General features: G+C 51.0%; 11 protein-coding genes. 6 read left to right on the forward strand and 5 right to left on the reverse strand.

What is annotated here, in order from left to right:
- Positions 1 to 183 precede the first annotated feature (183 nt).
- Complete coding sequence (locus LZ634_RS08335) at positions 184 to 330, reverse strand: hypothetical protein (RefSeq protein WP_234503882.1); 147 nt, start codon at positions 328 to 330, stop codon at positions 184 to 186.
- Between the two features lie 273 nt (positions 331 to 603).
- Here LZ634_RS08335 and LZ634_RS08340 point away from each other — a divergent pair, with 273 nt between their 5' ends.
- From LZ634_RS08340 to LZ634_RS08360, 5 genes are all read left to right on the forward strand, one after another.
- Positions 604 to 1,494, forward strand: a complete 891-nt coding sequence (locus LZ634_RS08340) for a carbohydrate ABC transporter permease (RefSeq protein ID WP_052282047.1) — start codon at positions 604 to 606, stop codon at positions 1,492 to 1,494.
- Positions 1,487 to 2,389 (forward strand): carbohydrate ABC transporter permease, encoded by a 903-nt coding sequence (locus LZ634_RS08345; RefSeq protein ID WP_234503885.1) that lies wholly within the window; start codon positions 1,487 to 1,489, stop codon positions 2,387 to 2,389. The genes LZ634_RS08340 and LZ634_RS08345 overlap by 8 nt, the downstream gene beginning before the upstream one ends.
- Before the next feature lie 12 nt (positions 2,390 to 2,401).
- Entirely contained in the window at positions 2,402 to 3,529 is a 1,128-nt protein-coding gene (locus LZ634_RS08350) for an ABC transporter ATP-binding protein (RefSeq protein ID WP_234503888.1), read from the forward strand.
- A 14-nt stretch (positions 3,530 to 3,543) separates the two neighbouring features.
- The gene (locus tag LZ634_RS08355; RefSeq protein ID WP_234503891.1) at positions 3,544 to 4,830 is read left to right on the forward strand and encodes an ABC transporter substrate-binding protein; all 1,287 of its coding nucleotides are present in this window, start codon (positions 3,544 to 3,546) and stop codon (positions 4,828 to 4,830) included.
- 69 nt (positions 4,831 to 4,899) lie between these two features.
- The gene (locus LZ634_RS08360; protein WP_234503892.1) at positions 4,900 to 6,027 is read left to right on the forward strand and encodes an oligogalacturonate lyase family protein; all 1,128 of its coding nucleotides are present in this window, start codon (positions 4,900 to 4,902) and stop codon (positions 6,025 to 6,027) included.
- Between the two features lie 40 nt (positions 6,028 to 6,067).
- On the opposite strand, the gene LZ634_RS08365 is transcribed toward LZ634_RS08360, so the two are convergent.
- From LZ634_RS08365 to kduI, 3 genes are all read right to left on the reverse strand, one after another.
- Positions 6,068 to 7,486 carry a sugar porter family MFS transporter gene (locus LZ634_RS08365; RefSeq protein ID WP_234503893.1) on the reverse strand — a complete coding sequence of 473 codons (1,419 nt, stop codon included), beginning with the start codon at positions 7,484 to 7,486 and terminating at the stop codon, positions 6,068 to 6,070.
- A 328-nt stretch (positions 7,487 to 7,814) separates the two neighbouring features.
- A complete protein-coding gene (gene kduD / locus LZ634_RS08370; protein ID WP_052282041.1) occupies positions 7,815 to 8,576 on the reverse strand; it encodes a 2-dehydro-3-deoxy-D-gluconate 5-dehydrogenase KduD in 762 nt (253 codons plus the stop codon).
- Positions 8,577 to 8,639: 63 nt separating this feature from the next.
- The gene (kduI, locus tag LZ634_RS08375; RefSeq protein WP_234503894.1) at positions 8,640 to 9,476 is read right to left on the reverse strand and encodes a 5-dehydro-4-deoxy-D-glucuronate isomerase; all 837 of its coding nucleotides are present in this window, start codon (positions 9,474 to 9,476) and stop codon (positions 8,640 to 8,642) included.
- Positions 9,477 to 9,946: 470 nt separating this feature from the next.
- Here kduI and LZ634_RS08380 point away from each other — a divergent pair, with 470 nt between their 5' ends.
- Positions 9,947 to 11,122, forward strand: coding sequence for an oligogalacturonate lyase family protein (locus LZ634_RS08380; protein ID WP_234503895.1), 1,176 nt, complete (start codon positions 9,947 to 9,949; stop codon positions 11,120 to 11,122).
- Between the two features lie 349 nt (positions 11,123 to 11,471).
- Here the strand turns inward: LZ634_RS08380 and LZ634_RS08385 are convergent, their stop codons facing one another.
- Positions 11,472 to 12,188 carry an oligogalacturonate-specific porin KdgM family protein gene (locus tag LZ634_RS08385; RefSeq protein WP_234503896.1) on the reverse strand — a complete coding sequence of 239 codons (717 nt, stop codon included), beginning with the start codon at positions 12,186 to 12,188 and terminating at the stop codon, positions 11,472 to 11,474.
- Between the last annotated feature and the right edge of the window lie 326 nt (positions 12,189 to 12,514).

Genomic DNA, 12,514 nt, shown 5'->3' on the forward strand with positions numbered 1-12,514 from the left:
GCGATATTCTATCGGCCATTCATCCGAATAAGCGCAGGGCTTAAAACAGTTATTTAACGCCACGGGGTGTGGTGGTGGTTGAGTCATCGTCCTGTGCGCTGAAACCAAAAATTAAAACAAGCAAAATCTCATCAAATTTTCTGAAGGTTTTTTATTTCTATCACCGCTTGAAAGATTAGCCAGTTAATCATTTGAAGGATTAATGATACTGCTATTTATAGTGGTTTTCAGCCCGTCAACTTCCATACCAGATGCCGCGCCAACCGCCGCCAGATGGGCAAAAACGCCATCGCCGTCACTATAATGAAACATCGTTTCGACTTCGATCACACTTTCATGATTAATCGAATGACGCAGAAATAAATCGCAATAAAATAAATTTAAAACGGTGTTTTATAAAATGATTGTGACAAAGCATGAGATTTTAAAACGCAACAACACCGACCAAAGGATAGCGTTTAAATTTTTATATTACATCTACTTACAGGGAAGGCTTCATGACTGACACCAAGCTAACACTTTAATGCCCCTGGCGCCAGATGGCGCGAGGGATGTAACAGACACCCAATCCGTTTGACACACTTGTTTGCCAGGTAGGTATGTATGAATGAAAACAGAATGCTGGGATTGGCCTGGATTTCGCCCTATATAATCGGGTTGATAATCTTTACGGCCTTCCCATTCGTTTCATCTTTCTTCCTCAGTTTTACTGAGTATGACTTGATGAGTCCGCCGGTATTTAACGGCATTGAGAACTATCGCTACATGCTGACAGAAGATTCTCTCTTCTGGAAATCCATGGGCGTGACGTTCGCCTACGTATTTTTGACAATCCCATTAAAACTGGCATTTGCTTTAGGGATTGCGTTTGTTCTTAACTTTAAATTACGCGGTATTGGCTTCTTCCGTACTGCTTACTATATCCCATCTATCCTCGGTAGCTCAGTGGCTATCGCGGTACTTTGGCGTGCTCTCTTCGCCATCGATGGCCTGCTGAACAGCTTCATCGGCGTATTAGGTTTTGACCCGGTTAACTGGTTGGGCGAACCGTCACTGGCGCTGATGTCCGTTACCCTGCTGCGCGTTTGGCAGTTCGGTTCCGCGATGGTCATCTTCCTCGCCGCGCTGCAAAACGTACCGCAGTCTCAGTACGAAGCGGCAATGATTGATGGCGCATCCAAATGGCAGATGTTTATGAAAGTCACCGTGCCGTTGATTACGCCGGTTATCTTCTTCAACTTCATCATGCAGACCACCCAGGCATTCCAGGAGTTTACCGGTCCGTACGTCATCACCGGCGGTGGCCCAACCTACTCTACGTACCTGTTCTCGCTGTACATCTACGACACCGCGTTCAAGTACTTCGATATGGGTTATGGCGCAGCGTTGGCGTGGGTTCTGTTCCTGGTCGTTGCGGTCTTTGCCGGCATCGCCTTTAAGTCTTCAAAATACTGGGTGTTCTACTCCGCCGATAAGGGAGGCAAAAATGGCTGATATCCAACAAATCTCAGAAGCAAGAAGCATCGCTGAACGTGAGGTTGCCCGTACCCTTAGACGCGAAAAGATCAACGCCTGGATTCGTTACGTCATCCTGCTGTTCGTCGGTCTGTTAATGCTTTATCCGCTGGCGTGGATGTTCTCGGCGTCGTTCAAACCGAACCACGAGATCTTCACCACGCTGGGCCTGTGGCCAACGCATGCAACCTGGGATGGTTTCATCAACGGCTGGAAAACCGGTACCGAATACACCTTCGGTCATTACATGCTGAACACCTTTAAGTATGTGATCCCGAAAGTAATTCTGACCATTATCTCATCCACTATCGTGGCGTACGGCTTTGCCCGCTTCGAGATTCCATGGAAGAAATTCTGGTTTGCAACGCTTATCACCACCATGTTGCTGCCAAGCACCGTACTGCTGATTCCTCAGTACCTGATGTTCCGTGAAATGGGCATGCTCAACAGCTACATGCCGCTGTACCTGCCGCTGGCATTTGCCACGCAAGGGTTCTTCGTCTTCATGCTGATTCAGTTCCTGCGCGGCGTACCGCGTGACATGGAAGAAGCAGCGCAGATTGACGGCTGTAACTCCATCCAGGTGCTGTGGTACGTGGTGGTACCGATTCTGAAGCCGGCGATTATCTCCGTCGCCCTGTTCCAGTTCATGTGGTCCATGAACGACTTTATCGGCCCGCTGATCTACGTCTATAGCGTTGATAAGTATCCGATTGCACTGGCACTGAAAATGTCCATCGACGTCACCGAAGGGGCGCCGTGGAACGAAATTCTGGCAATGGCGAGCATCTCCATTCTGCCATCTATCATTGTGTTCTTCCTGGCGCAGCGCTACTTCGTACAGGGCGTTACCAGCAGCGGAATTAAAGGTTAAGAGGGATATATCATGGCTGAAGTTATTTTCAACAAACTGGAAAAAGTGTACTCCAACGGCTTCAAAGCGGTACATGGTATCGACCTGAAAATTGCAGAAGGGGAATTCATGGTGATTGTCGGGCCATCCGGCTGCGCCAAATCCACCACCCTGCGTATGCTGGCCGGTCTGGAAACCATCAGCGGCGGTGAAGTCCGTATCGGCGAGAAGATAGTCAACAACCTCGCACCGAAAGAGCGTGGCATTGCGATGGTGTTCCAGAACTATGCGCTGTACCCGCACATGACCGTCCGCGAAAACCTCGCGTTCGGCCTGAAGCTGAGCAAAATGCCGAAAGCGCAGATCGACGCTCAGGTAAACGAAGCGGCGAAAATCCTCGAGCTGGAAGAACTGCTGGAACGCCTGCCGCGCCAGCTTTCCGGTGGTCAGGCGCAGCGTGTGGCCGTAGGCCGTGCGATTGTGAAAAAGCCGGACGTGTTCCTGTTCGATGAACCGCTGTCGAACCTGGACGCCAAGCTGCGTGCTTCCATGCGTATCCGTATTTCCGACCTGCACAAGCAGTTGAAGAAATCCGGCAAGCCAGCCACCACCGTATACGTTACCCACGATCAGACCGAAGCGATGACCATGGGCGACCGTATCTGCGTGATGAAGCTGGGTCATATCATGCAGGTTGATACCCCGGATAACCTGTACCACAAACCGAAAAACATGTTCGTGGCGGGCTTTATCGGCGCCCCGGAAATGAATATTCGCTCCAGTAAACTGGTGAACAAAGAAGGCCGCCTGAACCTCAGCATCGGCGATGAATTTATGCCGCTGTGCGACAGCCTGCACCAGAAACTGACCGGTCATGAAAACGAAGAAGTGTTCTACGGCATTCGTCCGGAATTCGTCGCGCTCTCCGACGAACCATTCGCGGAAGGCGGCTGCAGCGGTGAAATGGTTCGCGTTGAAAACATGGGCCACGAATTCTTCGTTTACCTGAAAGTAGCAAACTACGAACTGACGGCACGAATCCCTTCAGATGAAGCTAAGCCAATGATTGATAAGGGGCTTCATCGTAAGGTGTACTTTAAGTTTGACATGGATAAATGTCATATTTTTGACGCTAAAACTGAACAGAACCTCTCTATCTAATCTGGAGTCATAAAATGAAAAAAGTGCTTTTAAGCGCAGCAATCTCCGCCACCCTGGGCCTCACGGCCCTCCCATCGATGGCAAAGGATGTCGACCTTCGCATGTCCTGGTGGGGCGGTAACGGTCGCCATCAGGTGACGTTGAAGGCGCTGGAAGAGTTCCATAAGCAGAACCCGGATATTAACGTCAAAGCAGAGTACACCGGCTGGGACGGCCACCTGTCCCGTCTGACCACCCAGATTGCAGGCGGCACAGAGCCTGATGTAATGCAGACTAACTGGAACTGGCTGCCAATTTTCTCTAAAAACGGCGACGGTTTTTACGACCTGAACAAAATGAAGGACGTTATCGACTTAAGCCAGTTTGATGCCAAAGAACTGCAGTCCACCACGGTGAACGGCAAGCTGAACGGGATCCCAATCTCCGTGACCGCGCGTGTGTTCTACTTCAACGATGAAACCTGGAAACAAGCGGGCGTCACTTACCCGAAAACCTGGGATGAGTTGATGGCGGCGGGTAAAACCTTCGAAAGCAAACTGGGCAAACAGTATTACCCAGTGGTTCTGGAGCACCAGGATACCCTGGCGCTGCTGAACTCCTATATGACGCAGAAGTACAATATTCCAGCTATCGACCCGCAATCGAAAAAATTCTCCTACAGCAAAGAGCAGTGGGTTGAGTTCTTCCAGATGTACAAAAAGCTGGTCGACAGCCACGTGATGCCGGACACCAAATACTATGCGTCATTTGGTAAGAGCAACATGTATGAAATGAAGCCGTGGATTCAGGGTGAATGGGGTGGTACCTACATGTGGAACTCCACCATTAACAAGTACTCCGACAACCTGAAGCCACCAGCCAAACTGGAACTGGGTAACTACCCAATGCTGGCGGGCGCAACGGATGCGGGCCTGTTCTTCAAACCGGCACAGATGCTCTCTATCGGTAAATCCACCAAAAACCCTGAAGCGGCTGCGAAGGTCATTAACTTCCTGCTGAACAGCAAAGAAGGTGTGGATACCTTAGGGCTTGAGCGCGGCGTGCCGCTGAGCAAAGTTGCGGTGAAATACCTGACCGAAGACGGCATTCTGAAAGAAAACGATCCATCAGTAGCCGGTCTGCGTCTGGCGCAGTCTCTGCCAGCGAAGCTGAGCGTGTCTCCGTACTTTGACGATCCGCAGATCGTTGCTCAGTTCGGTACCACTCTGCAGTACATCGACTACGGCCAGAAAACCGTGGAAGAAGCAGCCGCTGACTTCCAGCGCCAGGGTGAACGTATCCTGAAACGCGCAATGCGCTAATCGCTATAAATGCGTTAATACCCTGCAACTTCCGGTTGCGGGGTATTTTTTTATTTAAGGAGAGAGCACATGAAAGGCAAAATCATCCCGCTGAATTTCCGCCATCAGAAAGACAGCGAAACCGGTCATGAGGTGATCCGGATGACGCCACCGCACATTATTTGCCACCGTAACTACTTCTACCAAAAATGCTTTACCCGCGACGGCGGCAAGCTGATTTTTGGCGGCGCGTTCGAGGGGCACTGGAACTACTATTTACTGGATATTGCCGCCCAACAGGCAACTCAGTTGACCGACGGCCCGGGAGATAATACCTTCGGCGGCTTCCTTTCTGATGACGACCAGTCACTGTGGTACGTCAAAGACACCCGCCAGCTAAGACGCGTTGATCTATCGACGCTGGAAGAATACGTGGTGTATGAAGTCGACGATGAGTGGGTCGCTTATGGCACGTGGGTCGCCAACTCCGACTGTACGCAGCTTGTCGGTATCGAGATTAAAAAGAGCGACTGGCAGCCGCTAACCGATTGGTCGAAATTCCGCGCCTTCTATTTTACCGAGCCGGAATGCCGCTTAATCAATATTGACCTGAAAACCGGTGAACAGCGGACTATTTTGCAGGAGAAACGCTGGCTCGGGCATCCTATCTACCGTCCATTCGACGACAATACGGTGGCGTTTTGCCATGAAGGGCCGCGCGATGCGATTGACGCCCGCATGTGGCTTATCGACGCCGATGGCAGCAACCTGCGCTGCGTGCGTCAGCACCAGACCGGTGAGAGTTTTACCCACGAGTTCTGGGTGCCGGATGGTTCCGCCCTCTACTACGTCGCTCACGAGGAAAACAGCCCGCACCGTTACCTCTACAGCGCCTCACCGCTCACGCTGGAAAACCGCCAACTGATGGCGATACCGCCCTGCTCCCACCTGATGAGCAACCATGATGGCTCCCTGGTGGTGGGCGACGGTTCGCCGCACAATACCGGCGATATCAGTCTGAATGACCCGTTTATCTGGGTCTTTGATTTGCAAACCGGCGCTAAGAAAGCGATTTGCCAACATAACAGTAGCTGGAAAGTGTTGGACGGCGACCGCCAGGTCACCCACCCGCATCCATCGTTTACTCCGGACGGCGAGTGGGTGCTGTATACATCAGACGTTGAGGGCATGCCGGCGCTGTATTTAGCGAAGGTGTAGACCCGGAGCCTCCCGGCGGCGCAGCGCCGCCGGGAATACGTCACACGCCGATGTTCCGCAGTTTTTCCCCTTTCATCAGCTTGCGCTCAATATGTTCCAGCGTGACCCCTTTGGTCTCTGGGATCAGCCAGAAGGTGACGCCGATAAACGCCACGTTCAGCGCTGTGTAGAGCCAGAACGTCCCCGCTGCGCCGATGGAGTCCAGCAGCGTCAGGAAAGTGGCCCCGATAATCATATTCGATACCCAGTTGGTGGTCGTCGAGCAGGTGATGCCGAAATCGCGGCATTTCAGCGGCTGAATCTCTGAACATAGGATCCACACCACCGGCGCCGCGCTCATGGCGTAACCGGCAATACACATCATCGTCATCCCCACCGACAGCCAGGACAGACCGCTGGAGGCCGTGCCGTTATCAAATTGCATCAGGCAGTAGCCCAGCACCAGCGTCCCCAGCGCCATAATGGTGAAGCCAATTTTCAGCGCCGGTTTACGCCCGGCTTTATCGACGGTAAACACGGCGATAAAGGTGGCGAACATAAAGGTCAGCCCCACCACCAACGTGGCGATCATCTGCTGTTCGGTGGTGGTAAAGCCCGCCATTTTGAAGATGCGCGGCGCGTAATACATGATGATGTTCATCCCGGTAAACTGCTGCATGGCCTGCAAAAGCATCCCGAGGAACACAGCCCGTCGCACGTTGCGATTAATTTTAAACAGCGCCCAACCGCCCTGTTTGAGCTTCAGGCTTTCACGAATTTCGTTAAGCTCATCGCGCGCTTTTTCTGACGTGTCGCGCAACATGCGCAGCACTTCTTCGGCCTCAACATGGCGGCCTTTTTCAGCCAACCAACGCGGGCTGTTCGGCAAGAAAATCACCAGAATAATCAACAGCACCGCCGGCAGCGCCAGCACGCCCAACATCGCCCGCCAGTTACCGCTATAGCTAAACGCGGTATCGGAGAGAAACGCCATCACAATTCCCAGCGTGACCATCAACTGATACATGCTGATCATCTTCCCACGGACGTTTTCACTCGCCATTTCGGACAGATACAGCGGCGCGGTATAAGAGGCGATACCCACCGCCACACCCAGGATAACCCTCGCGATTAGCAGCATTTCAACGCTGCTGGCAAACGCGGAACCAAAAGAACCGGCGACGAAGAGAATAGCACCGACCATCAGGCTGTATTTACGCCCCAGACGGAAAGAGAGCCAGCCGTTGAATAACGCACCAATCGCCGCGCCGAGCATCATGCTGCTCACTACCCACTCCTGCTGGCGGCTGGATAACATAAAATGATCGGTGATAAAGGGCAGCGCGCCCGCAATCACGCCAATATCAAGACCAAAAAGCAGCCCGGCCACCGCGGCGGCGATCGAAACAAACTGGTTCATACGCCGGGTATCACGCTGCGTACGTGGCATTAACCTAGGATCGTTACTGATTGAAGTCATTTTTTCCTGCCTGGCAAAGTAAGACGTGTCATGAAAGTAAGGGATTGCGGGGCGAAGGTGTCAGGGAGGACAAGTTAATAATATGGACTTTATTGCTGCGAGATATCGTTTTGTGATGGACGTTTGAATTTAAGATGGTAGAAAAATACGTTACATGTCGTTTAAACACCCTATTAAACCAGCGTTACTATTTCAGAGCGGATATATCAGCATGGATTATCCGAATATTAAGATATGGATATTTTACATACAGCCGAATACGGTAACGCTCGATTTGCACAGACAAAAAAACCTGCCGAAGCAGGTTTCTGACGAAAAAATCGGAAACTTAGCGAGCCAGCCAGCCGCCGTCTACGGCAACGGTATAACCGTTGATGTAGTCAGATGCCGGAGAAGCCAGGAACACAATCGGCCCCATCAGGTCGCTTGGCAGACCCCAACGGCCAGCCGGGATACGGTCGAGAATAGCCGCGCTACGCTCTTCGTCAGCGCGCAGCTGCTGGGTGTTGTTGGTGGCCATGTAGCCCGGTGCAATCGCGTTCACGTTGATACCGTGTTTCGCCCACTCGTTGGCCATCAGGCGGGTTACGCCCATTACGCCGCTTTTTGATGCGGTGTAAGACGGAACGCGGATGCCGCCCTGGAAGGAGAGCATAGACGCGATGTTGATGATTTTGCCGCCTTTACCCTGCGCAATGAAGTGCTTAGCCGCAGCCTGGGACATGAAGAACACGCTCTTGATGTTCAGGTTCATGACGTCGTCCCAGTCTTTTTCGCTGAAGTCGATAGCGTCTTCGCGACGAATCAGACCGGCGTTGTTGACCAGAATATCGATATGGCCGAATTCAGCCACCGCGCGCTCCAGCAGCGCCGGGATACCATCAATCTGACGCAGGTCAGCGGTCAGGCTCAGGAAACGGCGGCCCAGAGCGGTGACACGTTCGATGGTTTCAGTCGGTTCAACAATGTTGATACCCACAATGTCGCAGCCAGCTTCCGCCAGACCCAGCGCCATACCCTGGCCCAGACCAGTGTCACAACCTGTTACGACGGCGACTTTACCTTGCAGAGAGAATGAATCCAAAATCATTTTATATTCCTTGTTGTTAGCGCCTGTACCGGACAGGCATTGTTAATCTAATGCTGTCCGCGACTAGCGCAGATCCTTCACTGCAACATGATCCATGTCATCAAAGACCTGGTTCTCACCGACCATTCCCCAGATGAAGGTATACGCCTTAGTACCTACGCCTGAATGGATTGACCAGCTCGGTGAAATCACCGCCTGCTCATTGTGCATCACCACGTGACGCGTTTCCTGCGGCTGCCCCATCATGTGGAACACGCAGCTGTCTTCATCCATATTGAAATAGAAGTAGACTTCCATGCGACGCTCATGGGTATGGCACGGCATGGTATTCCACAGGTTGCCCGGCGCCAGTTCGGTCAGGCCCATGCTGAGCTGACAGGTTTCCAGCACATCAGGAACAAAATATTTATTGATGGTACGACGGTTACTGGTGAGGTTATCCCCCAGAGTGACCGGTGAAACGTCAGCAGGTGTGACTTTTTTCGTTGGGTAAGTGGTGTGAGCCGGTGCGCAGTTGTAGTAAAACTTCGCCGGTTTCGCCGCATCTACGCTGGCGAAGACCACTTCTTTCGCGCCTTTGCCTACATACAGCGCATCGCGATGACCGATTTCATAGCACTGACCGTCAACGGTAATCGTACCGGCGCCGCCAATGTTGATAACGCCCAGCTCGCGGCGCTCCAGGAAGAAGCTAACGCCAAGCTGTTTGCCCACTTCACCGCCCACCGATACCGTTTTCGCGACCGGCATAATGCCGCCTACGATAATACGGTCGATATGGCTGTACACCATGGTGTACTCATCCGCGACAAAAACCTGTTCAACTAAAAACTCGTCACGAAGTCCTTGTGTATCCAGCGTCTTGGCATGCGCGCTGTGAATGCTCTGTCTTACTTCCACCTTAACCTCCAGGAAAATGTGGTTTGATCCTATTTAGCAGAACAAAACTCTATTCCACTTTGTTTATGCATACATCTTAGCTCTGATGAAATGGGTTTTCAATTACAAATAAAACGTCGTTTCATTTTTTCTGTGAATTAATGTCAAAAATGAAAATGGGATCACGAATATGCTATTGCACGCCGCTGTGACAAACTAAAAAACACTATTATTCATTTAGTTACATGTTTCTTTGAAAACAGACCCGAAATGGGTAAATACTGGCGTAAAAATGAAGGCGGACTTGACAAGCGGTGGGATGAGACGTCAAAAAAAGTAGCAGAAATACTGATTTTTCGTATAAAGTGCGTCAGACATCACAAACAATGAAACGTCGTTTTGATAAATTAACACCATATTTTTAAAATAACATCCACATCGGCCAGCGAGGAAGATAGACCCCGCGACCGCTGGAGTATAAGGAGAGCATCATGGCTAAAGGCATGCGGGTAAAATTGAATTATGAGGTCAGCCGCGACCCGGACACTGGCGCGGAAGTCACCCGCTTAACTCCACCGGAAGTAACATGTCATCGTAACTACTTCTATCAGAAGTGCTTCTTTAACGATGGCAGCCATCTGTTATTCGCCGGTGAGTTCGATGGTCATTGGAACTACTATTTACTGGATGTGGCGAATGCCGAAGCCGTTCAGCTAACCGAAGGCGCTGGCGACAATACCTTTGGTGGCTTCCTGTCTCCGGACGACAAATCCCTCTACTACGTTAAGAATGACCGTACCCTGCTGGAAGTGAACCTGAAAACCCTGGTTGAGCGTGAAGTTTACCGCGTTCCAGAGGAGTGGGTTGGTTACGGTACCTGGGTTTCTAACAGCGACTGCACCAAACTGGTTGGCATCGAAATCGCCAAAAGCGACTGGACGCCGCTGAATGACTGGCAGTTGTTCCACGACTTCTTCCATAAAGGCCCACACTGCCGTCTGCTGCGTGTCGATCTGAAAACCGGCGCAAGCGCGGTGATCCACGAAGAGAAAAACTGGCTCGGCCACCCAATCTATCGTCCGTTTGATGACAACACCGTTGCCTTCTGCCATGAAGGTCCGCACGACCTGGTGGACGCGCGTATGTGGCTGGTCAACGAAGATGGCAGCAACGTGCGTAAAGTGAAAGAGCACGCCGAAGGCGAAAGCTGCACCCACGAATTCTGGGTCCCGAACGGTTCCGCTCTGGTGTATGTCTCTTACCTGAAAGGCAAACAGGGTCGTACCATTTATCGTTTCAACCCGGACACCAACGTCAACGAAGCGCTGATGCAGATGCCAGCCTGTTCTCACCTGATGAGCAACTTCGACGGTACCCTGCTGGTCGGCGATGGCTCCGGTACGCCGGTTGATGTGAAAGATACCAGCGGCTACACCATCGATAACGACCCGTATCTGTATGCATTCGACGTCGCCAAACAGTCTTACTTCCGCGTTGCCCGCCACGACACCTCGTGGGCAACGGTACAAAACAGCCGTCAGGTAACTCACCCGCATCCATCCTTTACCCCGGATGATAGCGCGGTGCTGTTTAGCTCTGACAAAGATGGCAAACCGGCGCTCTATATCGCCAAACTGCCAGCCGAGCGTGTATTAGTGAAAGCATAATTAATTCTGAGTTTTGTGTTTCTGTAACTGGCCTTGCCCTCCTTTCGGAGGGCCTTTTTTTTGCCTGCGATACCGTATTTCTGTCTGCAATCCGTTTTAACACTGGGTCACTATCGGTTTCTTCCCCCTTTTAGGGAAGCGGCGCGCAATGTGCCATTACCCTATTTGAGATCCGCAATAACACCGGGGCATTATGGATCCCCTCGCCCCTCTGGGGAGAGGGTTAGGGTGAGGAGCACCGGATGAAGGCAAAATAACAACCAGCAGATAAAGATATTTACGGGGGGCATAAAACGAAAACCCCCGGCCAAAAGCTCCGGGGGGAAAACGGATGAGGGTCCGAATTTATTTAGAAGGAGTAAGCGACACCTACACGCAGACGGGTCTGACGTTCGTCGGTTGATTTCACGCCCACATTGCCCACTTCAAAGTATGGGGACCAGTTTTTATCCCACTTGTAAGCCAGCTTAGCGTTATATTCGGTGCTGTATGGCTTGTTATCATTACGGTACAGGCTCTTATGCTGATCGTCAGCAATAGTACTGCGCGCATAAACATAGTTCAGCTCCGCACGCCAGTCACCCATTGCCCAACCCACCCAGGTATCCACTTTATTCACTTTATCGTCCACACCACCGCCGTTGCTCGAAGTCGCCGGTACGCGGGTATATTCATAACGATAGCGAGCCGCTACATAGAAGCCGTTATCAAAGCTGTATTGCGCATGCAGATACGGTTTGTAAATGGAGGAGCTATCTTTACTTTCAATATTAAAGCCCGGGGTCAGGGCAATATTATCGGTAGCCTTCCAGCGCCAGTTAATCGATTCTTCGTGACCGTTACCGACGATTTCGTTAAATGGACGATCCTGTTTATCAGTATCACCGCCCGTCTTCCACTTCGCTTCGACGCCAAAACCAAGACCATTATCAAAACGGTGTGAAACCGCAACACGGTCTGCGTTGGAGCCACTGTCGATATATTCATGACGTAAGTCAACGGTGACTGCCGAAGCAGCGAAAGACATACCGGATAATATAGCCAGGGCCAGAGTTTTCTTAAGCATTTGCCATCCCTCAATTGAAATAATGTTTCTTTATTATGGAATTGGATTTTATTTTTTCCGGATTTGCATTTTAGTGATCAAGATCGTAATTATTTGTTTCATAAAATCCGGCACAAAGAGGACGTGACAAAGCTCAACAAAAAACAGATTCCGGCTCTAAAAATTACAACATGGATCACAACTATTTATTTATCTGGACAGGTTGTTTATATATTTAACTTGAATTACAGATAGTTGCCACGAAACAAATAACGTAGGTTATTTTTATAAAGAGTAATTATTTGTGTTTAATTAATGATCAGGCTAAGACTTAACCAACAGGCAAC

Origin of the sequence: Kluyvera intermedia (assembly GCF_021440345.1) — a bacterium.
Taxonomy (GTDB): domain Bacteria; phylum Pseudomonadota; class Gammaproteobacteria; order Enterobacterales; family Enterobacteriaceae; genus Kluyvera; species Kluyvera intermedia_A.

Bases quoted from the DNA above. Each gene is read 5' to 3' on its own strand.
- LZ634_RS08340 (WP_052282047.1), top strand. From the start codon at position 604: ATGAATGAAAACAGAATGCTGGGATTGGCCTGGATTTCGCCCTATATA.
- LZ634_RS08345 (WP_234503885.1), top strand. From the start codon at position 1,487: ATGGCTGATATCCAACAAATCTCAGAAGCAAGAAGCATCGCTGAACGT.
- LZ634_RS08350 (WP_234503888.1), top strand. From the start codon at position 2,402: ATGGCTGAAGTTATTTTCAACAAACTGGAAAAAGTGTACTCCAACGGC.
- LZ634_RS08355 (WP_234503891.1), top strand. From the start codon at position 3,544: ATGAAAAAAGTGCTTTTAAGCGCAGCAATCTCCGCCACCCTGGGCCTC.
- LZ634_RS08360 (WP_234503892.1), top strand. From the start codon at position 4,900: ATGAAAGGCAAAATCATCCCGCTGAATTTCCGCCATCAGAAAGACAGC.
- LZ634_RS08365 (WP_234503893.1), bottom strand. From the start codon at position 7,486: ATGACTTCAATCAGTAACGATCCTAGGTTAATGCCACGTACGCAGCGT.
- kduD (WP_052282041.1), bottom strand. From the start codon at position 8,576: ATGATTTTGGATTCATTCTCTCTGCAAGGTAAAGTCGCCGTCGTAACA.
- LZ634_RS08380 (WP_234503895.1), top strand. From the start codon at position 9,947: ATGGCTAAAGGCATGCGGGTAAAATTGAATTATGAGGTCAGCCGCGAC.
- LZ634_RS08385 (WP_234503896.1), bottom strand. From the start codon at position 12,188: ATGCTTAAGAAAACTCTGGCCCTGGCTATATTATCCGGTATGTCTTTC.